This is a genomic window from Micromonospora echinaurantiaca (assembly GCF_900090235.1).
In the GTDB taxonomy this organism is placed as follows: Bacteria; Actinomycetota; Actinomycetes; order Mycobacteriales; family Micromonosporaceae; genus Micromonospora; species Micromonospora echinaurantiaca.
On the sequence record NZ_LT607750.1, the window covers coordinates 1,807,736 to 1,829,927 of the forward strand.

General features: G+C 73.4%; 22 protein-coding genes. 15 read left to right on the top strand and 7 right to left on the bottom strand.

What is annotated here, in order from left to right:
* Positions 1 to 152: 152 nt before the first annotated feature.
* On the top strand, positions 153 to 3,779 hold the full coding sequence (locus GA0070609_RS08265) for a S8 family peptidase (protein WP_172899308.1): 3,627 nt from the start codon (positions 153 to 155) through the stop codon (positions 3,777 to 3,779).
* Positions 3,776 to 4,417, top strand: a complete 642-nt coding sequence (locus GA0070609_RS08270; RefSeq protein ID WP_088993271.1) for a hypothetical protein — start codon at positions 3,776 to 3,778, stop codon at positions 4,415 to 4,417. The genes GA0070609_RS08265 and GA0070609_RS08270 overlap by 4 nt, the downstream gene beginning before the upstream one ends.
* Positions 4,418 to 4,529: 112 nt before the next feature.
* On the opposite strand, the gene GA0070609_RS08275 is transcribed toward GA0070609_RS08270, so the two are convergent.
* Together GA0070609_RS08275 and GA0070609_RS08280 are read right to left on the bottom strand one after the other, a co-directional pair.
* Positions 4,530 to 5,387: a nuclear transport factor 2 family protein gene (locus tag GA0070609_RS08275; protein ID WP_088993272.1), complete on the bottom strand. Its 858-nt coding sequence runs from the start codon at positions 5,385 to 5,387 to the stop codon at positions 4,530 to 4,532.
* 71 nt (positions 5,388 to 5,458) lie between these two features.
* Positions 5,459 to 6,460 (bottom strand): sigma-70 family RNA polymerase sigma factor, encoded by a 1,002-nt coding sequence (locus GA0070609_RS08280; protein WP_157748366.1) that lies wholly within the window; start codon positions 6,458 to 6,460, stop codon positions 5,459 to 5,461.
* Between the two features lie 530 nt (positions 6,461 to 6,990).
* On the opposite strand from GA0070609_RS08280, the gene GA0070609_RS08285 reads away from it, so the two are divergent.
* Positions 6,991 to 7,980, top strand: coding sequence for a glycoside hydrolase family 11 protein (locus tag GA0070609_RS08285; protein ID WP_088993273.1), 990 nt, complete (start codon positions 6,991 to 6,993; stop codon positions 7,978 to 7,980).
* An 88-nt stretch (positions 7,981 to 8,068) separates the two neighbouring features.
* On the opposite strand, the gene GA0070609_RS08290 is transcribed toward GA0070609_RS08285, so the two are convergent.
* Complete coding sequence (locus GA0070609_RS08290; RefSeq protein WP_088993274.1) at positions 8,069 to 8,506, bottom strand: hypothetical protein; 438 nt, start codon at positions 8,504 to 8,506, stop codon at positions 8,069 to 8,071.
* Between the two features lie 173 nt (positions 8,507 to 8,679).
* Here GA0070609_RS08290 and GA0070609_RS08295 point away from each other — a divergent pair, with 173 nt between their 5' ends.
* Positions 8,680 to 9,564 (top strand): septum formation family protein, encoded by an 885-nt coding sequence (locus GA0070609_RS08295; RefSeq protein ID WP_088993275.1) that lies wholly within the window; start codon positions 8,680 to 8,682, stop codon positions 9,562 to 9,564.
* 44 nt (positions 9,565 to 9,608) lie between these two features.
* Here GA0070609_RS08295 and GA0070609_RS08300 read toward each other — a convergent pair whose 3' ends face one another.
* Complete coding sequence (locus GA0070609_RS08300; protein WP_088993276.1) at positions 9,609 to 10,184, bottom strand: GNAT family N-acetyltransferase; 576 nt, start codon at positions 10,182 to 10,184, stop codon at positions 9,609 to 9,611.
* 77 nt (positions 10,185 to 10,261) lie between these two features.
* Here GA0070609_RS08300 and GA0070609_RS08305 point away from each other — a divergent pair, with 77 nt between their 5' ends.
* Positions 10,262 to 10,861, top strand: coding sequence for a TetR/AcrR family transcriptional regulator (locus GA0070609_RS08305; RefSeq protein ID WP_088993277.1), 600 nt, complete (start codon positions 10,262 to 10,264; stop codon positions 10,859 to 10,861).
* 14 nt (positions 10,862 to 10,875) lie between these two features.
* Here GA0070609_RS08305 and GA0070609_RS08310 read toward each other — a convergent pair whose 3' ends face one another.
* Positions 10,876 to 11,703, bottom strand: a complete 828-nt coding sequence (locus GA0070609_RS08310) for a DUF72 domain-containing protein (RefSeq protein ID WP_197700328.1) — start codon at positions 11,701 to 11,703, stop codon at positions 10,876 to 10,878.
* Between the two features lie 354 nt (positions 11,704 to 12,057).
* On the opposite strand from GA0070609_RS08310, the gene GA0070609_RS08315 reads away from it, so the two are divergent.
* From GA0070609_RS08315 to GA0070609_RS08335, 6 genes are read left to right on the top strand one after another with little or no spacing between them, the layout of a single operon-like run.
* Entirely contained in the window at positions 12,058 to 12,729 is a 672-nt protein-coding gene (locus GA0070609_RS08315; RefSeq protein WP_088993279.1) for a hypothetical protein, read from the top strand.
* A 6-nt stretch (positions 12,730 to 12,735) separates the two neighbouring features.
* Entirely contained in the window at positions 12,736 to 13,305 is a 570-nt protein-coding gene (locus GA0070609_RS08320) for a MauE/DoxX family redox-associated membrane protein (RefSeq protein ID WP_088993280.1), read from the top strand.
* Entirely contained in the window at positions 13,302 to 13,859 is a 558-nt protein-coding gene (locus GA0070609_RS08325; RefSeq protein ID WP_197700231.1) for a hypothetical protein, read from the top strand. Before GA0070609_RS08320 ends, GA0070609_RS08325 begins: the two co-directional genes overlap by 4 nt.
* Positions 13,856 to 14,866, top strand: coding sequence for a peptidoglycan-binding domain-containing protein (locus GA0070609_RS34180; RefSeq protein ID WP_231928582.1), 1,011 nt, complete (start codon positions 13,856 to 13,858; stop codon positions 14,864 to 14,866). Before GA0070609_RS08325 ends, GA0070609_RS34180 begins: the two co-directional genes overlap by 4 nt.
* Positions 14,867 to 14,889: 23 nt before the next feature.
* The gene (locus GA0070609_RS33580; RefSeq protein ID WP_172899309.1) at positions 14,890 to 15,039 is read left to right on the top strand and encodes a hypothetical protein; all 150 of its coding nucleotides are present in this window, start codon (positions 14,890 to 14,892) and stop codon (positions 15,037 to 15,039) included.
* A 60-nt stretch (positions 15,040 to 15,099) separates the two neighbouring features.
* The gene (locus GA0070609_RS08335; RefSeq protein WP_197700232.1) at positions 15,100 to 15,624 is read left to right on the top strand and encodes a hypothetical protein; all 525 of its coding nucleotides are present in this window, start codon (positions 15,100 to 15,102) and stop codon (positions 15,622 to 15,624) included.
* A 124-nt stretch (positions 15,625 to 15,748) separates the two neighbouring features.
* On the opposite strand, the gene GA0070609_RS08340 is transcribed toward GA0070609_RS08335, so the two are convergent.
* Together GA0070609_RS08340 and GA0070609_RS08345 are read right to left on the bottom strand one after the other, a co-directional pair.
* Positions 15,749 to 17,440 carry a glycoside hydrolase domain-containing protein gene (locus GA0070609_RS08340; protein WP_408630639.1) on the bottom strand — a complete coding sequence of 564 codons (1,692 nt, stop codon included), beginning with the start codon at positions 17,438 to 17,440 and terminating at the stop codon, positions 15,749 to 15,751.
* A gap of 122 nt (positions 17,441 to 17,562) precedes the next feature.
* Positions 17,563 to 17,865, bottom strand: a complete 303-nt coding sequence (locus tag GA0070609_RS08345; protein WP_088993282.1) for a BON domain-containing protein — start codon at positions 17,863 to 17,865, stop codon at positions 17,563 to 17,565.
* Between the two features lie 366 nt (positions 17,866 to 18,231).
* On the opposite strand from GA0070609_RS08345, the gene GA0070609_RS08350 reads away from it, so the two are divergent.
* The 4 genes from GA0070609_RS08350 to GA0070609_RS08365 all read left to right on the top strand — a co-directional run bounded on the left by GA0070609_RS08350 (position 18,232) and on the right by GA0070609_RS08365 (position 21,803).
* Positions 18,232 to 19,005, top strand: coding sequence for a (Fe-S)-binding protein (locus tag GA0070609_RS08350; RefSeq protein ID WP_088997576.1), 774 nt, complete (start codon positions 18,232 to 18,234; stop codon positions 19,003 to 19,005).
* Between the two features lie 17 nt (positions 19,006 to 19,022).
* A complete protein-coding gene (locus GA0070609_RS08355) occupies positions 19,023 to 20,444 on the top strand; it encodes a LutB/LldF family L-lactate oxidation iron-sulfur protein (RefSeq protein WP_088997577.1) in 1,422 nt (473 codons plus the stop codon).
* Complete coding sequence (locus tag GA0070609_RS08360; protein WP_088997578.1) at positions 20,441 to 21,109, top strand: LutC/YkgG family protein; 669 nt, start codon at positions 20,441 to 20,443, stop codon at positions 21,107 to 21,109. The genes GA0070609_RS08355 and GA0070609_RS08360 overlap by 4 nt, the downstream gene beginning before the upstream one ends.
* A 61-nt stretch (positions 21,110 to 21,170) precedes the next feature.
* Positions 21,171 to 21,803, top strand: coding sequence for a CG0192-related protein (locus GA0070609_RS08365; RefSeq protein ID WP_088993283.1), 633 nt, complete (start codon positions 21,171 to 21,173; stop codon positions 21,801 to 21,803).
* Positions 21,804 to 22,192 lie beyond the last annotated feature (389 nt).

The window sequence follows — 22,192 nt, forward strand, 5'->3', positions numbered from 1 at the left end:
TCGCACGGCCACAAGCCTTCGCGGGCATCGAGGCGCCGTACCACGTCGGCGCCCACACGCACACACCCGCACATCTGTAACCGCAGAATGGCAGGAGCTGAGAGATGAGGCGAAGCCCGGCAACAAGGCGTCTCGGGCGACGCTTGGGCGCGGTGACCGTCGGTCTGGCCATCTTCGCGATGGTCGTGTCGACCACGGCGGCACACGCGTCCGAGCCGATCCGACAGGCGCCGATACCCGAGGTCCCGCAGAAGCAGAACGTGACCGTGACCGCCAACGACGACCTGCTGCGGGTCGTCGCGGCGTCCGGCGCGACCCTCCCGCTGACCCTGGTCACCGGCGACAAGGTGTACGTCGGCATCAACGCCGACGGCAGGCCGGTCGTCCGGGACATCGAGAGCGCCCCACGGCCCGACGGATCCGACGTCGTGTTCCACACCTTCACCCGGATGGGCAGCGTGCACGTCGTGCCGAACGACGCCCTCTCGTTGCTCGGCAACGGAGTGCTCGACTGGGGCCTGTTCGACCTGACCAAGCTGGCGACGCTGGTCGCGGCCGGCAAGGTCGGCGAGGTGCCGGTGCTGGTCACCTACACCGGGAAGGCCACGGCCGACAAGGCGCCCAAGGTCGCCGGCGCGACCGGCGGCAAGGCGCTGCGGAGCATCAACGGCCGCTCGATGGCCGTCGCCGGCGACGGCCGGTGGTGGCAGGACGTGCGGGGCAAGACGGCTCCCGGCGCCGCCACCGCCCGGGCCGCCGGTTCGCTGACCGGGGTCAAGAAGGTGTGGCTGAACGAGTTGGCCCGGATCAACCTCGACTCCTCCGTACCGCAGATCGGCGCGAACATCGCCTGGAGCCGCGGGTACGACGGCACCGGCGTGTCGGTGGCGGTGCTGGACAGCGGCATCGACCCCGACCACCCGGACGTGGCCGGCAGGATCATCGAGCAGCTCGACTTCAGCGGCAACGCCCAGGGCCCCCGGGACGGGCACGGACACGGCACCCACGTGGCGGCCACGATCCTGGGCACCGGAGCGGCGTCCAACGGGCTGCGTAAGGGGGTCGCGCCCGGGGCCCAGCTGCGGGTCGGCAAGATCTGCGACAACGGCGGGTCCTGCGCCCTCGACGCGATCATCGCGGGCATGGAGTGGGCCGCCCACTCCGGCGCCAAGGTCGTCAACATGAGCATCGGTGGCGGCGCCACCGACGGAACCGACCCGATGAGCGAGTCGCTCAACCAGCTCAGCCGCGACACCGGAACGCTGTTCGTGGTCGCGGCGGGCAACAGCGGCCCGCAGAGCGGGACGGTCAGCGCCCCGGGCGCCGCCGACGAGGCCCTGACCGTGGCGGCGGTCGACAAGGAAGACGCGATGGCCGACTTCTCCAGCCGCGGTCCCCGAGTCGGCGACGGCGCCGCCAAGCCGGACATCGCGGCTCCGGGCGTCGCCATCGTCGCGGCCCGCGCCGCCGGCACGGCCATGGGCACCGTGGTGGACGAGCACTACACCACCGCCAGCGGCACCTCGATGGCCACCCCGCACGTGGCCGGCGCCGCGGCCCTGATCGCCCAGAAGCACCCGGGCATGACCGGCCAGGAGATCAAGGCGCTGCTGATGGGCACCGCCACCGACCTGGGGCACGACGTGTACGCCCAGGGCGTCGGCCGGGTCAACGTCGGCACCGCGATCGACCCGACGATCATCGCGGGCGGGAACCTGAGCTTCGGCCGGCTGGCCTACCCGCACTCGCCGCTGACCAAGAAGGTCACCTACACCAACCACACCGACCAGGCGATCATGTTGAAGCTCACGACGTCGATCTCCTCCGGCGACCAGCCCGCTCCGGCCGGCCTGTTCACCGTCACCAGCGACGAGGTGGTCGTGCCCGGCAACGGATCGGCCGAGGTGTCGGTGACCGTCGACGGCAGGGTGCTCGGCACGGACGGGGTCTTCGGGCGCTACACCGGCCTGCTGAACGCCCACGACCCGACGGGCACGCTGCGGGCCACCACCCGGGTCAGCACCTTCCTGGAGCCCGAGCGGTTCGCGCTGACCATGAACGTCGTCCCGCCGACGGGCGCCACCACCGTCCGGTACGGCAACGCCGTGTTCCTGCCGGTCGACGACCAGGTGCTGCTGCACGACGGCCCGGTCGGCATGGACGGCGCGGACACGATGACGGCCCCGCTCTTCGGCGGTGTCTACTCGGCCGCCGTCGCGGTGGAGTGGCAGGACCGGGCCGGCGAGTGGCACACCGCCATCCCGGCGGTGGCGGAGGTGCGGCTCAGCGAGGCCACCACGGTCACGCTGGACCTGCGCAAGGCCAAGCCGGTGCGGGTGCAGACGCCCGTGCCGACCGAGACGTACGACGCGTACAGCTACTTCGAGCGGGTCTCGGCGACCGGCGCGTGGGGGATGACGGCGGAACTCAGGGCCGGGTACGGCGCCGACGAGCCGAACTGGTGGGCGCTGCCGACCGGCAAGGTGCGCACCGGCACCCTCGCCCACGACACCTACAGCGTGCTCACCACGCCGACGGTCACCATGCGGGTGGTCGGTGCCGGTCACACCTTCGGCCTGCCCGCCCGCTACCACACCCCGGACGCCTCGATCCCCGTCGGCCAGCAGCAGTGGCAGGAGAACGAGACGACGGCCGGCCGGGACATCACCGTCGCGGTTCCCCGGCTGCCGACCCGCGGGACGGTGCCGGTGGTCCACGCGGGCACCGGGTCAGCCGCCGAGCTCGCCAAGGTCGACGCCCGGGGCAAGCTGGTGCTGCTGACGCCGACCGACATCTGCGACACGGCCTGTGACTTCCCGCGCCTGCGGGACGAGCGGGTCGCCGCGGCGGCCGCGGCCGGCGCGGTCGGCGTACTGGTCGCGGCACCGGGCCTCAGCTCGCTGGGCGCCGTTCCCACACAGAGCACCCAGTGCGCGGACGGGCCGCAGAGCTGCCCGGCGGTGCAGCCGTACGCCGCGCTGCCGATCGTGTCCGTGCCGTACGCCGAGGCGGACCGCCTGATCAGGCGGCTCACGGCCGACTCGCGGAACATCCAGGTCGTGCTCGGTGGCAGCGCCACCGCGACGGTCTACAGCGCCGCGTTCGGCACCGACGGCCAGATTCCGTCGAACCTGCCGTACCGGGCCCGGACGAAGGACTTCGACCGGGTCGACCACTACTTCCACGCCGACCGGCCCGGCGAGGTCACCGACCTCACCTGGCTGCAGCAGGCGAAGTCCGGTGCGGCCGGGTACGCCCTGAACCTGCCGCGCACCACCACCCAGCAGACCCTGACCACCTTCGTGAAGCGGCAGGGCGACGCCATCAACCGGTACGGCACCGCGTGGGCCGAGTACGCCGGAGCCGGCATCCTCGGTCCCGCCGGCGGCGAGACGCAGGACGCGGTCCTCGGCGGCAGGAACAAGCTGCACTGGAACACGGGACCGACCGTGCCGGGGGCCGTGCCGCAGGTCCGGACCAGGTCCGGCTTCACGGTCGCGACCGGGATGCTCTGCTCGGGTTGCCGGCAGGGTGACACCTTCTACCCGACCTTCTATCTCACCGGCAGCGGCGGGGCCCGCCAGGCCATGATCGGCATCGTCAACGACACCGGTATCGCGGAGTTCTACTTCGGATCTCCGGCCTGCGAGGCGCCAGCCTGTGACTTCAGGCTGCTCAACCAGTCCGGCGACGAGATCGAACGTCGTTTGCAGCGAATCACGTTCGGTTTCGGCAGCGCCGGCAACACGCCGGATTCCATCCTGGGAGGCCGGCGATGACGGTCGACACTGGTAAGGAGACCAACGCGATGAACACGAGTGTGCCGTCGTCGCGGCGCCGGAAGGGAACCGTCGCGGCGCTGGTGACCGCGGCCGTGTTCGCCCTCGGCTGCTCCGTCGGCGGGGACGTCGTCGGCTACGACCTGCCAGCGGAATCGGCCCGGTACACGTTCGAGGCGGAGACCAACGGGGTCAAGACGGTGTGGGAGTACACCTCCGCCAAGCCGACCGAGGGGGACTCCCCGGAGTTGCAGCCGTGCATGGGCGACGTGCTCGGCAACAACGAGGCGACCTGCCGGCCGGAACCGCTGATCTTCCTGCGGTACGACCTCGGTCTGGCCCTGGACAACACGGCCCGGGCCGGGCGCGCCCACCAGATCACGGTGGTCGGCTACTACCAGGAGCGGCTCACCGCCCCGCCCACGGTGACCACGCTGCGGGTCGAGGCCAGCTTCGACGGTGGCCAGACCTGGCACCCGGCGACCACCCGGACCGCCGGTAGGAACACCTTCACCGCGGAGATCAAGCACCCGGACCGGGAGCAGGCCGCCGAGGGCGTCGGGCTGCGGATCGCCGCTACCGACAGTGGGGGCAACACGGTGAAGCAGACCCTTCCCACCGCGTACCGGCTGCGCTGACGTGCCGCCGCACGGGTGACCGTGGGGTCGCCCGGCTGGGCCGTAGCACCGGCACCGGCCAGCGCCGGAGGGAGCGCCCCCGATCACGGGACGCTCCCTCCGGCCCCTGCGCTCAGGGGTGCAGGTCGGTTCTCGCGGCGCCGCTGGCCGGGTCGTACGGGTAGGAGAGGTGCTGGTGGACCATGAGCCAGGCGCCGTCCCGGCGGGCGAAGACCCGGGTCCCGCGTGACCAACTCTCGACGGCCGGTCCGTCGGCCGGCCGCACGTGGACGCGGTTGAGGCCCCAGGCGACGGCGAGATCACCGTCGACCCGGATCGTCAGGTCGGGCACCTCCCAGCTGACCGCACCGTCGCCGGCGGCGTCGAGGCCGGCCGCGCAGACCGCGCGTACCGCCTGGACGCCGACGTACCGCAGGGGCTGCTCGTGCTCGTAGGAGACGACGTCGTCGGCGATGGCGGCCATCAGGGCGTCCAGGTCCTTCGCGACGGTGCCGGCGAACCACCGCTCGTGGAGCTGGCGCACCTCCTGCTCGGCAGCGGCGGCGTCACCGGTGCCGGCCGGGTCGGCGGTCGAGTCGACGCTCGGGAAGGAGTGGTGTTCGTGGGTGACGACCCATCGGCCCGCCCGCTTGCGCAGCCCGAGCGTGAGCCGCAGCCGGTTGTCCGGGGCGGCGGCGAGGTCGGCCGGGGTGCCGCAGCGCAGCAGGGCGTACGCGAACGCGACGTCGTCGCCGGCGGTGATCTTCAGCTCCTCGATCTCGAACGAGGCGCCCTGGGCCTGCCACCGAAAGAACGGCGGCCAGGTCTGCCGGTAGGCGTCGAGGCCGCGCACGCCGTCGTACGGCGGCGGCACGTCGAACATCACGATGTCCTCGTCGTGGTCGGCCAGGACCGTGGCGAGGTCTCCGCGGTGGACCGCCCCGGCCCACCGCTCGATCAGGGTACGGATCTGTTCCTCGTTCGTCGGCATCGTCGGCATCGTCGGCTCGGCCTTCCGGTTAATGGGTCCGTCAGGACTACAACCCCGGCCGGGGCGGAAAGTCATCGCGTGCCGACGATCTCCTCGCCGGGCAGCTCGGCGGGCAGGCCGTACGCGGGTAGGTGGGCGTCCAGGAACGAGACCACCTCGGCCACCCGCCGGCCCCGCAGGACGAGCAGGTCCAGGCCGCCCGGGAGGTACGCGGACCGGTCGTCGTCCCACAGGTAGGTACCGAACGCGAGCTGCCCGTTCGCCCGGGCGGGCAGGAAGCGCCAGCGGTGCCGGCCGGCCGCGTCGAGCAGGAAGCCGCGGATGTCGTCGTACCCCTGGTACCAGGCCCGCAGCGGCGGCATCGAGTAGCGCGCGTCCTCGGTCAGCATGGCCACGATGGCGTCGACGTCGCTGGCCTCCCACGCGGCCACGTACCGCTGGACCAGCTCGCGCAGCGCCGCGTCGCCCAGCGCGTCGAGGGTCCGCTGCTGGCTGGTCTCCGGCAGCAGCTCGGCCAGCACCCCGCGGGCGCGTTGCAGCGCGCTGTTGACCGCGGCGACAGTGGTTGCCAGCAGCTCGGCGGCCTCGCTGGCCGGGTAGCCGAGGACGTCGCGCAGCAGCAGGGCGGCGCGCTGCCGGGCCGTCAGGTGCTGCAGGGCGGCAACGAACGCCAGCTCCACGCTCTCCCGCGCGACCACCCGGGCCTCCGGGTTCAGCCGGTCGGTCCAGCCCAGCAGCCGGTCGGGGTACGGTTCGAGCCACGCCGCCTCCGCCACAGGCGTGCCCTCCGGGCTCAGGTCGGTGGGCAGTTCGCGCCGCCTCCGGCGCTCGATCAGCGTGAGCGACCGGTTCGTCGCGATCTTGTACAGCCAGGGCCGGATCGACCCGTGGTCGGCCAGCCGGTCGAGGCCGCGCCAGGCCCGGTCCAGGGTGTCCTGGACGGCGTCCTCGGCGTCGTGCACCGACCCCAGCATCCGGTAGCAGTGCGCCCGCAGCTCGTCGCGCAGCGGCCCGACCAAGCGGCCGAAGGCGGCACCGTCACCGGCCCGGGCCGCGGCCAGCAGGTCGGCCACCGGGGACCCGTCCGCCGGACCGGTCCGGCACCCGCCATCGTCGACCTGACCCACCCCCGCACGTTAGCGCGACCGGGCCGGTCACGGCACTGGGGAGCACCGGTGCCCACTCTGATCCGGAAGGTTTCCAAAACTTCCGGTTCCTCGCCCCTCATTCCGGCCACGCCGGATGGCGCTGCCATCCACAGCTGCAGGCGCGGGGATCTGCCGCAGCAGACCCAGCTGGGCAAATGTCTTTTGTGGACTCGTTCGGCCTCCGGGCAGGCTCCGAAACATTTCCGAGAAATGTTGACACCTTCGCGCGGCCGAGTCGATACTTTCGCCATCGACAGACCTCGACATCCGTCGATCCGGGTCACCCACCGCGACCCGGCCCGCCGGTCACCGACCCGCACGGCGACCGGTCAACCCCACCACGTCGTACGACGCCGACGCGCGGTGGCCGCCACCCCGACCGCCGGCCGCCGCGCCCGGGGTCGTACCAGGCTGCCTGGCCTCCCCGCCAGCCATCACGAGGAGGAAGCACGCTCATGAACGACGTCCCCGTCCGACCGCCGCAACACCGCCGAGGCCGCCTCAGACTGCTCGTCGGCGGCGCCTGCGCCCTGGCGCTCGTCGTGGCCACCACGATGCTGCCCGGTGTCGCCAGCGCGGCCGTGACCTCCAACCAGACCGGCACCCACAACGGCTACTTCTACTCGTTCTGGACCGACAGTGCCGGGACGGTCTCCATGGAACTGGGCTCCGGTGGCAACTACAGCACGTCCTGGCGCAACACCGGCAACTTCGTCGCCGGCAAGGGCTGGAGCACCGGAGGCCGCCGCAGCGTGAGCTACTCGGGCAGCTTCAACCCGTCCGGCAACGCCTACCTGACGCTCTACGGGTGGACCCGGAACCCGCTGGTGGAGTACTACATCGTGGACAACTGGGGCACCTACCGGCCCACCGGCACCTACAAGGGCACCGTGACCAGCGACGGCGGCACGTACGACATCTACCAGACGACGCGGTACAACGCCCCGTCCATCGAGGGCACCAGGACCTTCAACCAGTACTGGAGCGTGCGGCAGTCGAAGCGCACCGGCGGCACCATCACCTCCGGCAACCACTTCGACGCCTGGGCCAGCAAGGGCATGAGCCTGGGCAGCCACGACTACATGATCATGGCCACCGAGGGATACCAGAGCAGCGGCAACTCCAACATCACCGTGGGCGGCTCCGGCGGCGGTGGTGGCGGTGGTGGCGGTGGTGGTGGTGGCTGCACCGCGACCCTGTCGGCCGGCCAGCAGTGGAGCGACCGCTACAACCTCAACGTCTCGGTCTCCGGCTCCAGCAGTTGGACCGTGACGATGAACGTTCCGTCCCCCGCCAGGATCATCGCCACCTGGAACATCAACGCCAGCTACCCGACCGCCCAGCAACTGGTCGCCACGCCCAACGGCAGCGGCAACAACTGGGGCGTGACCATCCAGCACAACGGCACCTACACCTGGCCGACGGTCTCCTGCAGCACGGGCTGACCCCGAGGTCGCACCACCGCCCGGTGGCGCACCGGACCGCGATCCGGCGCGCCACCGGCATCGCGGCCGCGAACGATGGTGAGCGCCATCAGGTGCCCGACGTGAGCATGGCGACCTCCATGATCAGCACTCCGGTCGCGGCGACGGCGGCGAGGGAGTGGACGAGCGCGTCGGTCGGCGTCTCCTCCTTCTCGAACACCTTGGCCAGTGCCAGCAGGATCGTCGTGACGGCGGCGAACGGGCCAGCACAAGAGATGACGATGAGAACGGTCTCGTACAGGTTTTCGGCCGTGTGGTCGAGGCCCAGCGCCGCGACCCGGGGTGCGGCGTAGATCGCCATGACCCCGAGGACGATGGTGACCACGCCGACGCGCAGCACGTCATCGACGGGCACGGCTGGCTTCGCGGCTGCTGTGCGGCTCCCGGGCTGCCGGCGTCCCTGGGATATCTGGATCACTGCCGCGGTGCTCTGCACCAGGGCCGCCACGATCACCAACCACTGCACCCAGGACGCGTCCGGCGACACCCTCGACCTCCCGTCGGCGGACCGATGTCGATGTTGGCATCCTCGGACATGGCATCAAGGTCCTGCTCGCCCACGCGCGCCGGTCCGGGCTGCGCCAGTGCGGCCGCTACGGCTCGAAGACCGCTGTCCTATGCTGCGCGTCACGAATCCCCGGGCCCTGGAGAGGACGGCAGATGAGGCGTCAGCCGCACCTGGTTGTCGCCGCCGCGCTGACCGCCGTCCTGGTGTCGGGGTGCGCCGCGCCGCCGGCGGGCACCGACGGCGAACTGGTCGACGACTGGCGCGAACTGCCGGCCGCGCAACAGTTCACGCCCCGGGCCGGCGACTGTCACGCGGTCGCCGATCCGACCGTGGAGAACCACCAGCCGGTGGACTGCCGGCAACCCTACGTCCTGGAGACGATCCACGTCGGGACGTTCACCGGTGAGCTGGCCGAGCGTCCCATCCCGCCCCGGTTCCATTCGGCCGTCATGCGTCCCGCGTTCGCCGAGTGCGACGCCAAGGCGCGGGCGTTCGTCGGCGGGGACTGGCGCGACGGACGGCTGGGGGTGCAGGCGGTGCCGCCGTCGGTGCCGGGGTGGCAGGGCGGGGCACGCTGGTTCCGCTGTGACCTGTTCGTGCTCAGCGGCCACAGCAGCGCCAACGGCTCGCCCGATTCGATCATGAAACAGGCCGGCAGCCTGCGCGACGTCCTGACGGGAACGTCGCCGCTCGCGCTCACCTGCTTCGACCTCGACGACTGGTACGCGCTGGACCCGGTTGGCTGCGCCGATCCGCACCGCTACGAGTACGTCGGTATCTGGACGACCCCGGTGCAGCGGCGCGCCGACGTGGACCGCGACCCGGAGGCCGTGCACGCCCGGTGCCGGACGCTGGTCTACCGGTACGCGAAGGTGCCGGCCGGCCGCGAGGTGCGCACCGGGACGACCTACCGGCTGCCGTCGGAGCAGGGCTGGGCGCGCGGCGACCGTGGGGTGCGCTGCTTCTTCTGGAGCGGGGGTCCCGCCATCAACCGTTCGGTACGGGGCAGCGGCGCCTCGGCCATCAAGATCCCCTGAGGCGGGAGCCGCCCCGTACGGGGTCGGCCCGGTCGACGGTCACCTCACGGCTGAGCCGGTCGTAGCTCCAGCGCCCAGGTCTGGCCGATGAGGTCACGGCCGAAGCTGTGGTGCCGGTGCTCGTCCACCAGCTGGAAGCCGGCGGCCTGGTAGATGCGCCGGGCCGCGACCAGGACGTCGTTGGTCCACAGCAGCAGCTGGCGGTAGCCGGTGGCCCGGGCGAACTCGACGCAGGTGTTCACCAGCCGGGTACCCAGCCGCCGGCCGCGAGCGGCGGGGTCGACCAGCAGGATGCGCAGCTTCGCCGTGTTCTCCAGCGCGCCCGGTCCGTCGGCCGCGACGCAGAAGACGCAGCCGACCCGTTCGCCGCCGAGTTCGGCGATCCAGGCGGCCTCCCGTACCGGATCGTGGCTGTCGGCGTAGTCGGCGACGATCCGGGCGACCAGCGCCTCGAACGAGACGTCCCAGCCGAACTCCCGCGCGTAGAACTCGCCGTGGGCCATCACCACCCAGCCCAGGTCGCCCGGCTGGTCCGCGCGGCGGATGCGGAGCTGATCCCGGGCGTCGCCCGACGGGCCGTCCGGGGACGCCGCGGGAACCGGCTGGACCGGCACGGACATGGCTGCCTCCTCGACGTCGGCCGCCCGACCGTGGGCGGCACTGACACGACTGTTTCAGTATGGCAGCATGCGGAACCATGTCCACCGCTGATGCGTCGGAGCGGGCCGCCGAGGGGACGGCCCCGTCGGCGCGACACGTCGAACTACGGGAGGCCGCCTACCGGTACGTCCTCGAACACGGCCTGGGGGACATGTCGTTGCGTCCGCTGGCCACGGCGATCGGCTCCAGTCCCCGGGTGCTGCTGTACCTCTTCGGCAGCAAGGACGGTCTGGTGCGCACCCTGCTCGCCCGCGCCCGCACCGACGAACTGCGCCTGCTGCGCGGCCTCGCCGAACCCGGCGAGGCGCCCGGCGACCTACGGACGGTCGCCGAAGGACTGTGGGCCTGGCTGGCCGCTCCGCGGCACCGGTCCCTGCTGGTGCTCTGGGTGGAGGCGTACGCCCGGTCCCTGGTTGAACCCGACGGCCCCTGGGCCGACTTCGCCCGGGCCACTGTGCAGGACTGGCTCGACGTGCTCGCCCGCGCACAGCCCGCCGCACAGCGGGACACCGCGGCGGGCCGGGCGGAGCGCAGCGCGGTCCTCGCCGTCCTGCGCGGAGCGCTGCTCGACCTGCTCGCCACCGGCGACGTCGAACGCACCACGGCTGCCGTACGGCACGCGCTGGGCCAGCGCTGACGCCTCCGACGTACTCAGAACAGCGTCGACGGGCCGATCGGGGCCGGCTCGGGCAGCGGCGCCAGCTCGGGCAGGCGCGCCCGCACCTGGTCGTGGAAGCCGCGAGCCAGCTCCGGCGCGGCGGCGTTGTCCGGGGTGTGCACGAACACGGTCGGCGAACGGCCCTCGCGCAGCCAGCCGGTCACCACGTCCAGCCACGGCTGCCAGCCCTCGACCGTCCGGGCGGGGTCGTCCCGGCCCAGGTACCGGACGATCGGCCGGTCGGTCAACGCGCGGGTGCGCAGCGCCGTACGCGGCTTCCTGGTCCACGCCTCCCGCTCCGCGTCGCTGGTCGGCGGGGTGCGGAAGAACGCGGTGGTGTCGAAGGGGATCCACTCCGCGCCGACCGTGCCGAGGGCGGCCTCGAGGGTGCCTGCCGCCCCGGCGTCGTCGAAGAACGCGGGATGGCGGATCTCCACGGCGTACCGGTGGGCGGCGGGCAACTCGCGCAGGAATCGGGCCAGCGCGGGTACGTCGGCGGGGCCGAACGAGCCCGGCAGCTGGATCCAGAGGGCGTGCGCCCGGGGGCCGAGCGGTTCGATCGCGTGCAGGAACGCCCGGAGCTCCGCGTCGGCGCCGGTCAGCCGGCGTTCGTGCGTCACGGCCTTCGGCAGCTTGAGCACGAACCGGAAGTCGGGGTCGGTCTGTCGCGCCCACGACGCCACCGTCTCCCGGGCCGGGGTCGCGTAGAAGGTGGTGTTCCCCTCGACCGCCGTGCACCATCCGGCGTAGGCGCGCAGCCGCTCGTGGGCCGGCAGCGGGTGCGGCAGGAACCGCCCCGGCCAGGACCTGTGCGTCCACATCGCGCACCCCACGTGCAGCCGCATCCGACCTCCCTCTCGACGCACCCGGCGCGGGGGCGGACCCGCGCCGACCGCACGGTATCCGGCCGGCCGCCGGACCCGCCGGCCGGCTCCAGCGCCGCCCGGGCCAGCCCGACCGTCCAGCCGCGACCGGGCAAGGTGACCCGCTCGCGCCCACCGGCCCGGCCGGGACGCCTCCGACACTGCCGCTCCCGGTCCGGGGCGACGGATCGCCGGCGGGTCGGTCTTGTGGCGGCGTCGATGGGCGCGGATACTCTGAGGCCACCACGTGCCGTACCCACGGGGGAGGTGGTGGGCGTGGCAGCCGCGGACGCCTCTGTCACACACCGCGCGATGGACGGCCGGCGATTCCTGCTCACCGGCCCACTCGACCTCAGCGCGCCGTTCACCTCGGTGGTCGAGATGACCGTTGCCGGCCGGCTGCACGAGCTGACCGCCGGCCCGGTCGGCCTCGCCGACGACCTGGCCGCCGAGCTCGGCGTCACCGACTTCGACGAGGAGCTCGCCTATCAGGGCGGCACCCTGCTGACCGCGCGGGTGCGGTCGCACGATCCACAGATCCGGCTCGACGAGGAGCGGTTGGTGGCGGCCTGGCGCGGGCGCCGGTACTGCTTCCTCACCCAGCTGTACGGCGGTTCCACCGCCAGCCTGCTCGCGGTGCTGCGCACCCTGCGGATCACCGAGTACGACGACGGGCTGGCGGTGCGCCCGCAGGCCAGGGCGGGCAGCCGGTACGCGGCGCCGGCAACCGTGCTCAAGCAGGTACCCGGGCTCGGCCTGCTGGACATGACACCGCTCACCGCGGAGCGGGCGCGACAGCTGCCGTCGTGGCGGGGGCTGTCCACCCGCGCGGGCGAACTCTTCCGGGACACCCTGTCGGACGGCCGGCCCTACTTCGTGCTCGCCGCCACGGACACCTGGGTGACCGTGCTGCCCCTCGCCGACACCGTGGTCGACCGGGTACCGGACCTGGTCAGCCGGTTACGCGTGCAGTTGGGCGGGTGAGGCGCCGTGTCAGCCCTGGTCGCCGGCGTCGGGGCGTACACCGTGCTGCTCACCCTGCTGCTCGCCGCCGGTGAGCACCTCTCGAAGCCGGCGGCGCTGTCGGCGGCGCTGGCCGCCCAGCGGGTGGTTCCCGCGCCGTCCGTCGTCGCGGCGGCGGTCATCGCGGCCGAGGGCCTGCTCGGCGTGGCCGGGGTCGTCGCCCTGCTCCGTGACGACGGCGGCCCGTTGCTCGGCCTGGTGCTGGCCGGCGCCGCCGCGCTCCTCGCCTCGTACGCGGGCTATGGCTGGTACGTACGGTCGACCGGGCGGACCGTCCCCTGTGGTTGCTCCCGGGTGGAGCAGCCGCTGACCGGCTGGGTGGTGGCGCGCGCGGCGGTCCTCGCCGGCCTGGCCCTGACCGGGTCGCTGCTCTCCGGCGCGGTGGTGCCGCTGGGGCGCCCCGACACGGTGCTGCTGACCGTGCTGCTCGCCGCGACCACGTTCACCGCGCTGCTGGCGCACCTGCCCGCCGCCATGCATGACCCGACCCCGGTTCAGCCGCCCGCTCGGGTGGGACGAGGAGGCGTACCCGGATGAGTTTCCAGACCAGCGCGCTGATCCTGAGCTGGATCGCGATCCTGCTGCTGGCCCTCGTGGTGTCCGGCCTGGTCCGGCAGGTGCACGCGCTGACCAGCGGCACCGCCGGCCGTCCCGGGTCGGTCGGCCTGCGCCCCGGTGCACCGGCGCCCGGGTTCCGCGACCTGGCGCCGCCCTCGCCGGCCACCCTGGTCCTGCTCTTCCTGGACAGCGGCTGCGCCACCTGCGAACACCTGCTCGACGAGGTCGCCGAACGGGCACCGCGCGGCGACGTCGCGCTCCGGGTGCTCTACCGCAACGCCGCCCCGGCCGGCGCGGCCGACGTGCCGGTCACCGTCCTCGGCGAGCAGGCGGAGCTGTTCGACCGGTACGACGCGATCGCCACCCCGTTCGCGGTCGTGGTCGACGCGACCGGACGCGTCCGGCGATCCGAGCCGGTCGGCTCCCGGTCGGCCCTGCGGCACCTGCTCGACCAGGTCGACCAGGTCGACCAGCCGCCCGGCGGCGCCCCCGGGCCGGCCGTCCACCAGATCCAGCGGGGAGGTGCGCGGTGATCACCCTCGACGCCGTGCCCGCGCTGCGCGGCACGGACCCGGGCACCGGCGCCGCGCCCCGGCGACGTCCGGCGGCGAGCCGGCCCAGGGGCCGCCTCGGCACGTCCTGGGCGCTGTCCCGCCGTACGCTGCTGCAGGCCGGCACGGCGGCGGGGATGGCCGCGCTCAGCGTGTTCCCGGCCGCCCGGCGCGCCTACGCCGACGGCTACGACATCTACGGCAGTTGCCCGTCGTACGCCGCCGACCAGAACTGTTCCCCCGGCTGCGGGCCGAGCCCGATCTTCGCCGCGGCGTGCAACACCAGCGGGACGTACGCGGGCTTCCACCGCAACGACGGCACGACCTGGAAACTGCGGCCCAACCAGTGTTACGCCGGCACGTACGACGGCTGGCTGTGGCGCTACCAGGGCGCCTGTGGCGCCTGCGCCTGTTCGGTGGAGCGCCGCTGCCACGACGGGTACCGCAAGACCAGTTCGGGCTGGGTCAGGTCGATCTGCCGGTGGAACACCGACTGCGGGTGCCTCACCACGGTCGCCTGGCCCAGCACCCGCCGCGGCCAGTCCGGCCCGAACGTCTACGCGGTGCAGTACCTGCTCAAGGCGCGGGGCTACGCCACCACCGTGGACGGGGTGTTCGGCAGCGGCACCGAGAGCAGGGTCAAGCAGTTCCAGACGGCCAACGGCCTCACGGCGAGCGGCGTGGTCGACGCCCGGACCTGGCCGTTGCTGGTGTTCACCGTGTCCAGCCGGGGGATCACGGTACGCAAGACGGTCGGCGCCGGCGGCCGGCCCGGCTCAGTGATCGTCGTGCACTACCCGTACAGCGGCGACGTGGTCCGCGCCGTGCAGCGGCAACTGAACAAACACGCGCACGGGCTGACCGTCGACGGAGTCTTCGGATCGGCGACCGACGCCGCGGTGCGCGACTTCCAGCGGCAGAACGGGCTCACCATCGACGGCATCGTCGGCGAGAGCACCTGGCGCACGCTGACCGGCGGGGCCGTGTGACCGGTCCGCCACCTGTACGCCCGGTGCCCGCGCTGCGGCGCTGGGCCACCGACCCGCTGGTGCCGGTGCCGCTGCTGGCCGCCGGCGCGACCGTCGCCGCCGCGTACGGGCACGTGCTCACCTGGGCGGTGCTCGGCGGGCTGGCCGGCTACACGCTCTCCGGCTCGGTCTGAACCCGCAACAGCGCGTACGCGCTGGGCTCGCCCGGGCGGCGGGATCGGAATCCACAGGGCGTGCTGCTCGCCCTGTTCGTGCTGGGGCTGCTCGGCGGCGGACTGCTCAGCGGGGTGGTCCTCGGGCTGCTCTCCGGGCTGTCGAGCCCGCTGCCGCCGCCCTGGCGGTACGCGGCCATCGTGGCGGTGGCGCTGCTGGGCCTGCTCCGGGAGACCCGGGTGGTCACCATCCCGTTGCCGCAGAACGCCCGCCAGGTGCCGCAGGACGTGCTGCGCCGCAACCCGCGGCGGGGAGCGCTGCGGTTCGGCTTCGAACTCGGCACCGGGGTGCGGACCTACGTCTCGGCCACCGCCCCGTACGTGCTCGCGGCCGCGGTCCTGCTCGGTGGTCAGCGGCTGCTGGTCGCCGTGCTCGCCGGGGTGGGTTTCGGCGCCGGGCGCGCCGCCACCCCGCTGCTGCGGCGTGCCTCCGGGGCCGTCGAGGGCTGGGACGCCGACCTGGCGACCCGACTCCGCCTCGTCGCCGTCACCGGCTGCGCCGCGTTCGTCGCCGCGTTCGGCCTGCTCCTCCTGTATCAGGTGTAGTGCCGGCCGGCCCCGCCACGAGGCGGCCGGGCCGGCGCCGCGGGTCGCCGGCGGGTGCCCCGCGCCGATCCGCCGGCGGGTCCGGGAACCCGCCGGCGGTCGGGCGTGGCCGTCGGCTCGCCGGTCAGACCCGGGTGATCCGGACCGCGTCGGCGATGACGTAGCCGGTGCCGCTGGTCCACCGGCTCACGCCTACCTTGTCACCGTCGCCGGCGGCCAACGTGAACACGCCGAGCGACACCCACTGGCCGCCGCCCTGCCGCTGGTTCACCCGGACCGTCTGGTTACCGCTGGTGGTGGACACGATGTACGGGGTGGAGTCGTTGTAGCCGGCGTCGGCCGGATACCAGACCGAGACCTGGTAGCTGCCGGTCTCCGGCAGGTTCGCCCGGTACCAGGCGACGTCGCTGGCCGGGGTCGGCGCGGCGAACCGGTAGTCGGTGCCGAACCGCTGGCCGGAGTACGTCGACGTGCCCCAGTTCGCGCTCGCGATGAACCGGCCCGCGGTGGTGTTGTCGACCGTGACGCTGAAGTCCTGCGGCGGCTCGGTGGTGCCGGTCGACACGTCGAGGTAGTCCCGGTCGATGTAGATCCGTACGCCGCCCCAGGTCTCGTAGCTGTCCCCGGTGTACTGGTGGATGCGCTGGTGGTTGGCGTAGTACCCGTCCGGGCAGTAGTCGCCGGCGTCGGTGTCCGCCACGCCGTTCCACCATCCGAAGAAGAGGTGGTCGACCCGGGTGTACCGGGTGTCGTGGTAGGCGCCGCAGAGGTCGCGGACGCCGGAGGAGCCGCTGGAGTACATGCCCGAGAGGTATCCGAGCGTGTGAAGCCGCTCCGTCCAGCCGGAGAGGTACGACAGCACCGCGGCCTTGCACGACTCGCTCGACGGGTAGTGCTCGATGTCGTTGTAGATCACGCTGCCGGCGGGGATGCCCAACGCCTGGGCCGCGTTCACCGCGCTCGTCGCCCGGCTCGCCCCCTCGGAGCGGGCCGTGGCCGGGTCGTACGACATCTTCGGCGTACGGGTGCCGCACGGCGCCTGCTTGTCGAGTTCGATGGGGATGAGGTGCCAGCCGGCGTTGGTCTGGTTGGTCACCCAGGTGGCGGTCAGGTTGGGCTGGGCGCAGGAGCGGCTGGAACCGCTGATGTAGATGCCGACGGCGCGGTAGGGCGAGGCGTTGCGCCAGGTGTTCATCGTCGACTGTGCCGGGGCGGTGCAGGTGTCGAAGCCCTTGCCGAGGTAGGTGCCGGGCTGCGGGCCAGCTGCCGCCAACGGCGTCACCGTGGCGGGCCGCGCGGCGGCGCGGACGGCGTCGAGGGACACCGGCGTGGCGTCCAGGCCGAGGCGGGCGGCGGCCAGGATCCGGCGGACCGCCGGTTCGGTCTCCGGCGTGTGGAAGGCGGTGACGAGTACGCCGGCGTCGGGCACCGCGATCCGGACGGTTCCGTCGCGGGACACCAGGGGAGCCACGGTCGCCCTGCCGGCGGGCGCGACGGCGGTCTCGGCGGTGAGGTGTTCGGCGGTGACGGTGTCGATCGGCTCGACGAGCAGTCCCGCCGTACGCCCGGCCGGTCCGTCGGGGCACCAGGGCTCGGCGCCCGGATGGCCGAGATAGACAGTGGGCCGGTCGAACCGGACGCACGCGTGGGGATCGGTGGACAGGTCGACGACCTGCCAGTCGGCGGGTACCGGAACCCGGTAGCCCCGGTAGGTGACGGTCCGGTCGTCGGTGGGGGTCGCCCAGGTCGGTGTGGCCGCCACCGTCAGGCCGACGACGGCGGCGGTGAGGCTGGCCATGATCCTGCTAGTTCTCATCGGAGCCTCTCTGCGGGAAAATCCTTCGCGCGCAATGGCTGTTCTGGCAGATTCCTACCATCCCCGGAGGGCCAGCGCTAGAGATAGGCTTCGATGGGATCAGCCGACGGAGGCCACTACCCTCACGGGCCTGCGGCTCGGCCGCCGCGCCGGATGGAGATCCGGAGCGTGTTGCACACGTCGAAGACGCCGGGCACGTCCCAGGCCAGCTCGCCGGCGACCTGACGGATGTCGGGATCGGCCACGGTCCCGCTGAGGATCACCACCCGGTTCTGCACGGTCACCACGATCTGCTGCCGACGGGTGGTCCAGTCGATACTCAGCCGCTGCGCCACGAGGGCGGCGAGCCGCAGGTCCTCGGTCTGCTCCGCCGGTTCACTGGCGTGGAACGAAGGGTCGTCGGGAATCGGCCAGGGCAGCACCATCGATCCTCCGGTGGCGTCGGCGGGTGGACTGGTCGGTGGCGGCTGACCGGGCCCGGCACCCGACCGGACCGGCCGGGGCGCGGGCCGGCTCGGACCGCCTCCTGCTCGCCCACCACCGTCGGCCAGGATCGTGGAGGCGATCACGCGGTTGCACGACAGTTGTGTGACAAACCCCGGTGCGAGTCCCCGTCGCCCTTCGACGGCACGTCACGGACGGTCCCCGGCGGCGTTGCGGGCGGGGTGGCGATCTGATCGAATGATCGCGGTGGCGGCTCGCCGGATCCGACCCCGACGGGTGTTCCGACGCGCCGTGAGCCGTGCGTACGGGCGGGCTGGGACCGTCCGGGGCGTGATGGGCGGGTGACGATGCGGGTCGCGCTGATGGTGACGTGCCTGGCTGACACGCTGTTCCCCGCCGCGGCCACGGCGACCGTGCGGCTGCTGGAACGGCTCGGCCACGAGGTGGTCTTCCCGCCGGAGCAGACCTGCTGCGGGCAGATGCACGTCAACACCGGCTACCTGGCCGACGCGCTGCCACTGGTGCGGCGCCACGTGCGCACCTTCGACCCGTACGACGTGGTGGTGGCACCGTCGGGCTCGTGCGTGGGATCGGTGCGGCACCAGCACAGCATGGTGGCCCGGCGAGCGGGCGACGAGCGGCTGGCCGGCCGGGCGGAGTCGGTGGCGCGGCGTACCCACGAGCTGTCGGAGTTCCTGGTCGACGTGCTCGGGGTGACCGACGTGGGCGCGTACTACCCGCACCGGGTGACGTACCACCCGACGTGTCACTCGCTGCGCATGCTTCGGGTGGGGGACCGGCCGCTGCGGCTGCTGCGGCAGGTGCGGGGGCTGGAGCTGGTGGAGTTGCCGCAGGCGGAGCAGTGCTGCGGCTTCGGCGGCACCTTCGCGGTGAAGAACGCCGACACCTCGACCGCGATGCTCGCGGACAAGCTGCGCCACGTCCTCGCCACCGGGGCCGAGGTCTGCACCGCCGGCGACTCCTCGTGCCTGATGCACATCGGCGGCGGGCTGTCCCGGCTGCGGGCCGGGGTGCGCACGGTGCACCTGGCGGAGATCCTCGCCGCGACCGAGGCGGCCGGCGCCGCCGGCGACCCGACGCGGACGGGGGTGCGGGCGTGAGCCGTACCTTCCTCGGCATGCCGGCGACCGCCCCGCGGGGCGTCGGGCACCTGCGCGGCGACGAGCCGTTCCCGGCCGCGGCCCGGCGGGCGCTCGCCGACGCGCAACTGCGCCGCAACCTCGGGCATGCCACCACCACGATCCGCGCCAAGTCCGGGGCGGCCATCGGCGAGCTGCCCGACTGGGAGCAGCTGCGCGCGGCCGGCTCGGCGATCAAGGCCGACGTGCTGGCCCGCCTGCCCGAGCTGCTCGAACAGCTGGAGGCCGCGGTCACCGCCGCCGGCGGGACGGTGCACTGGGCGGCCGACGCGGTGGAGGCCAACCGCATCGTCACCGACCTGGTGGCGGCGACCGGCAGCGACCGGATCATCAAGGTCAAGTCGATGGCCACCCAGGAGATCGGGCTGAACGAGGCGCTCGCCGCCGCCGGCATCACCGCGGTGGAGACCGACCTCGCGGAGTTGATCGTGCAGCTGGGGGAGGACCGGCCGAGCCACATCCTGGTGCCGGCCATCCACCGCAACCGGGCCGAGATCCGGGAGATCTTCCTGCGCGCGATGCCCGGCGTCGACCCGGCGCTGACCGACGAGCCGGCGGCGCTCGCCGCCGCGGCCCGCCGCTACCTGCGCCAGACCTTCCTGACCACCCCGGTCGCCGTCTCCGGCGCCAACTTCGCCGTCGCCGAGACCGGCACCCTCGCGGTGGTGGAGTCCGAGGGCAACGGGCGGATGTGCCTCACCCTGCCGGAGACCCTGATCACCGTGATGGGCATCGAGAAGGTCGTCCCCACCTGGCGGGACCTGGAGGTCTTCCTGCAACTGCTGCCCCGGGCGTCGACCGGGGAGCGGATGAACCCGTACACCTCGATGTGGACCGGCATCACTCCCGGCGACGGTCCGCGGGCGTTCCACCTCGTGCTGCTCGACAACGGCCGCAGCGCGGTGCTCGCCGACGAGGTGGGCCGGCAGGCGCTGCACTGCATCCGCTGCTCGGCCTGCCTCAACGTCTGCCCGGTCTACCAGCGCACCGGCGGGCACGCCTACGGGTCGGTCTACCCCGGGCCGATCGGGGCGGTGCTGTCGCCCCAGCTCACCGGCGTCGAGGACAACGCCTCCCTGCCGTACGCGTCGTCGCTCTGCGGCGCCTGCTACGACGCCTGCCCGGTGAAGATCAACATTCCGGAGCTGCTGGTCCACCTGCGCGCCGAACACGTCGCCGCCCAGCGCCGGCCGACCGCCGAGTCGGTGGCGATGGCCGCCGCCGCGTACGCGATGGACCACCCGGCGCTGTACGCGGCCGCGCAGCGCGCCGCGCGGCTCACCCGCCTGGCCGGCCGCCGCGGTCGCGGGCTACCCCCACCGCTGTCCGGCTGGACCATCGGCCGGGACCTGCCGGAACCGCCCGCGCGGTCGTTCCGGGACTGGTGGGCGCGGCGATGAGCTCGCGCGATCTGGTCCTCGGCCGGCTCCGCGCCGCCCTCGGCCCCGAACCCGCCGGCCCCGCCGAGGTGCCCCGGGAGTACCGGCCGGCCGGCCGGCCCGCCCACGTCGACCTGCTGGCGCGCCGGCTGACCGACTACCGGGCCACCGTGCACCGGTGCGCCGACGGCGAGGTGGCGCGGGTCGTCGACGACATCCTCGGCATCCTCGACGGCCGGCGGGTGGTGGTCCCACCCGGGCTGCCCCGGCGGTGGCTGCCCGCCACGGTCGAGGCGGTGACCGACGACCGGCTCGGCACCGAGCTGCTCTCCGCCGTCGACGGGGTGGTCACCGCGGCGGCCCTGGCCATCGCCGAGACCGGCACGATCGTCCTCGACGGCGCGCCCGACCAGGGCCGGCGGATCATCACGCTCCTGCCCGACGTGCACGTCTGCGTGCTGCGCGCCGACCAGGTGGTGGCCGGGCTGCCGGACGCCGTCGGCCGGCTCGACCCGCGCCGGCCATTGACCTGGATCAGCGGACCCTCCGCCACCAGCGACATCGAACTCGACCGGGTGGAGGGCGTGCACGGCCCGCGCAACCTGCACGTGGTCATCCTGCCGCCGACGCCGGACCCCGCACCGGAGCCGGCGGCGGACGCCACGGCGGATCCGACGACGGACTAGGCCCCGGACCGGCGAGACAGCGCCGCGACCAACACCCCCGCCGAGGGCTACGATCTTGCGCATGGCGTTGCTGCACCGGGCGACACTGCGTCCCTCGAAGTTGGAACTGCTGGCGGCATGGCTGCCGGGCCGCGACTGGTTCCAGGGGGACGCCGGCGCGGACCTGGAACGGGTCGCCGGCTACCGGTTCGACGACCCGGCCGGTGCGGTCGGCATCGAGACGATGCTGGTGCGGGCGGGGAACGGCCCGGTCCACCAGGTGCCGCTCACCTACCGCGGGGCGCCGCTGGACGGCGCCGAGCGCTGGCTCGTCGGCACCACCGAGCACTCGGTGCTCGGCCCGCGCTGGGTGTACGACGCGGCCGGCGACCCGGTCTACGCCGCGGCGCTGGCCGACGCCGTCCTCGCCAGCACCGGCCAGGCCGAGGAGTACTTCGAGGTCGACGGCCGCCGGGAGCCGCGCGAGCCGAGCATGGTGATCGGCACGAGCGGCGCCCGACCGGCCGCGGTGCCCGCCGTCGGGACGGTCCGGGACGTCGTTGCCGGCGACCCGACCGTCATCGTCACCGACACCGTCGAACTCGCCGTCCTCCGCCGCCTCGGCGGCGGCACCGCGCCGGGCGGCACCGCGCTGACCGGTAGCTGGAGCGGCCAGCCCACCCCGCTGCCGCTCGCGTACGCCTCGGTGCGCTGACGCCGCGCGCGGTCCGCCGCCGCGGTGGCGGCGATCGCGTGAGATCGCGCCGGTCCCGGTCGCGGCGGCGTTCACCGGGGCCGTGACCTTGGTCACCGGCCGGCCGGCGGCGCCGCGCCCGACCGAGCGATCGTCGTGGGTCGGCGTCGCCTCGCTGCTCAGCCGTCCGACCAGGCGGGTCGGCGGCGTCGACGGGCCACGCGGGCCGGCTGGTGCTCGCCCCGCCCTGGTCCGTTCGGTGGGGCGGGGAAGGAGTGACGTCGGCCTCGACCGCCGGAAACTCGGAAGCCGTTTGTCGGTGCCGCTCGTTAGTCTGCCTGCCGGACCTCGCTCCACACGGCCCGCGCCGCACCCGGCCCGGCGCCCGGCCGGCCGCCGCCGGCCCTCAA

Coding starts and splice junctions, on each gene's coding strand:
- GA0070609_RS08270 (WP_088993271.1), top strand. CDS start 3,776: ATGACGGTCGACACTGGTAAGGAGACCAACGCGATGAACACGAGTGTG.
- GA0070609_RS08275 (WP_088993272.1), bottom strand. CDS start 5,387: ATGCCGACGAACGAGGAACAGATCCGTACCCTGATCGAGCGGTGGGCC.
- GA0070609_RS08285 (WP_088993273.1), top strand. CDS start 6,991: ATGAACGACGTCCCCGTCCGACCGCCGCAACACCGCCGAGGCCGCCTC.
- GA0070609_RS08295 (WP_088993275.1), top strand. CDS start 8,680: ATGAGGCGTCAGCCGCACCTGGTTGTCGCCGCCGCGCTGACCGCCGTC.
- GA0070609_RS08300 (WP_088993276.1), bottom strand. CDS start 10,184: ATGTCCGTGCCGGTCCAGCCGGTTCCCGCGGCGTCCCCGGACGGCCCG.
- GA0070609_RS08305 (WP_088993277.1), top strand. CDS start 10,262: ATGTCCACCGCTGATGCGTCGGAGCGGGCCGCCGAGGGGACGGCCCCG.
- GA0070609_RS08310 (WP_197700328.1), bottom strand. CDS start 11,703: ATGTGGACGCACAGGTCCTGGCCGGGGCGGTTCCTGCCGCACCCGCTG.
- GA0070609_RS08315 (WP_088993279.1), top strand. CDS start 12,058: ATGGACGGCCGGCGATTCCTGCTCACCGGCCCACTCGACCTCAGCGCG.
- GA0070609_RS08325 (WP_197700231.1), top strand. CDS start 13,302: ATGAGTTTCCAGACCAGCGCGCTGATCCTGAGCTGGATCGCGATCCTG.
- GA0070609_RS08340 (WP_408630639.1), bottom strand. CDS start 17,440: ATGAGAACTAGCAGGATCATGGCCAGCCTCACCGCCGCCGTCGTCGGC.
- GA0070609_RS08345 (WP_088993282.1), bottom strand. CDS start 17,865: ATGGTGCTGCCCTGGCCGATTCCCGACGACCCTTCGTTCCACGCCAGT.
- GA0070609_RS08350 (WP_088997576.1), top strand. CDS start 18,232: ATGCGGGTCGCGCTGATGGTGACGTGCCTGGCTGACACGCTGTTCCCC.
- GA0070609_RS08355 (WP_088997577.1), top strand. CDS start 19,023: ATGCCGGCGACCGCCCCGCGGGGCGTCGGGCACCTGCGCGGCGACGAG.
- GA0070609_RS08360 (WP_088997578.1), top strand. CDS start 20,441: ATGAGCTCGCGCGATCTGGTCCTCGGCCGGCTCCGCGCCGCCCTCGGC.
- GA0070609_RS08365 (WP_088993283.1), top strand. CDS start 21,171: ATGGCGTTGCTGCACCGGGCGACACTGCGTCCCTCGAAGTTGGAACTG.